Source organism: Paenibacillus cymbidii, assembly GCF_004764705.1.
In the GTDB taxonomy this organism is placed as follows: domain Bacteria; phylum Bacillota; class Bacilli; order Paenibacillales; family NBRC-103111; genus Paenibacillus_AN; species Paenibacillus_AN cymbidii.
In genome coordinates, this window is sequence record NZ_SHLX01000076.1 from 1 (window position 1) to 1,769 (window position 1,769).

The window sequence follows — 1,769 nt, forward strand, 5'->3', positions numbered from 1 at the left end:
AAATGAGGCTGTCCCAAAAGTAACTTCTGAACACCCGCGGCAAACAAATAGGAATGCATTCGGAAGAAATCAAGGGGCTAAGCGGCCTGTTCTCGCTTAGCTCTTTGGTTTTTGGTATCCACTGCTGCTTTCTTGAGCAAATTGTGGGCAAGGGAAAGCCACCCGACTTCAAGGGTTACTTTTGGTAAGCCTCGAAGCAGGAACCTTTTAAAACCTCGGTTGTTCTTTATGTCACCAAACACCGGCTCCGGCTCGATCATTCGCCTCACGGTCAGGGCATAGCCTTCTTCGCTGCGAAGCTTTTGCCTTGCTTGGTTCTTTAACCGCCAATACTTCATGCTCACTTTGATCTCACGATCGCCTTGGGCTTTCGTACACTGCGGCTTTAGCGGACAGCCCTCACAACCAGCACTTCGGTAATGACGGTATTCTATTTCGTAGCCGCTTTCTGTTTTCTCCTTGCTTACTCTGTGGAATCGGAGTGTTTGTCCCTCCGCGCATGTCCATGTATCTTGCTCTTCGTTATAGGTCCAGTTGTCGATCTTACTGACGTCCTTTTGCCAGGCCCTGCTTTTTTCGCGATGGTATGTATTGTATTTGACGATCGCTTCGATTTCGTTCTGCCCCAAGTAGTCATAATTCTCTTCGCCGCCATAGCCCGCGTCGGCGATCACCGTGCGTGGCAGCTTGCCTAATTGCGATTTTACTTGTTCAAGATGAGGAATGAGGCAACGCGTATCGGTTGGCCGCTGGTGCAAACTGTAGCCGACAATGAATTGATTTTCGGTGCCGATCTGCACATTGTATCCCGGCTTGAGCTGGCCGTTTTGCATATGGTCTTCTTTCATTCGCATAAACGTGGCATCGTGATCTGTTTTGCTGTAGCTGTTTCTCGTGCCTAAAATGGTTTCCTGGGTCTCATACTTCCGGAGGCGGGGGAGCAGGTCCTTGCGGAGCGTGCGTACCGCCTTCTTGAGCGGCTTGTCTGTTGGCTTTTCCTGCAGCCGTTCTTCCAATTGCTGAACCGCCTGATCCAGCTTTTCACTGGTGAGCGCAGCGGACTCGCCCAGTTCGAGAAGATCTCGGTTGCCGTGCGTTTCTTCTTCTTGCTTCTCCGCTTCCTCAATGGCGGCGAACAGGGTCTGTACCTTCTCCTGAAGCTTGGCCTTCTGCTTCACGGCAGCTTTACCCCAAACAAAGGTATACCGGTTGGCATTCGCTTCGATCTTGGTGCCATCTACAAAGTAATGCGCCAGTTGCACATAGTTCTCTTCCGCCAGAAATTGAAGAACCGCGGTAAATACGGTCTCCAATACGGCTTTCATGCGCTCCGAACGAAACCGGTTGATGGTGCGGAAGTTTGGTCTTTGCCTGCCCGCGATCCACATGAACATGATGTTTTCGCGGACGGCTTTGGCAATCTGACGAGAGGAGTAGATGCGCTGGGTGTAGGCGTAAATGATGACTTTGGTAAGCATTTTGGGGTGGTAACTATCTCGTCCACCTCCTGGGTAAGCAGCGTCGAAGATAGCATCGTCGAGACGGTTTACGGCGGCGTTGACCACGCGAACCAGATGATTGGCAGGAATATCTACTGCTAAATCCACTGGTAGGAAAAGTTGATCCATGCTATATTGAATGTACAAAGAAACCGACTCCTTTAGGTTTATGGTTGGGTGGTACCTCCATTTTACCAAGGAACGGTTTCTTTTTGTTGTACAAATTGTAACGCGGGTGCCCCCTCAGCCATTTTCATGGCTTTTGGGACA

The 1,769-nt window shown here is 50.3% G+C and carries 1 protein-coding gene; it reads right to left on the bottom strand.

The genetic code is table 11. The features are described 5' to 3' along the window. Positions 1-77 precede the first annotated feature (77 nt). Positions 78-1,646, bottom strand: a complete 1,569-nt coding sequence (locus tag EXY20_RS38715) for an IS1182 family transposase (protein WP_135557784.1) — start codon at positions 1,644-1,646, stop codon at positions 78-80. Positions 1,647-1,769 lie beyond the last annotated feature (123 nt).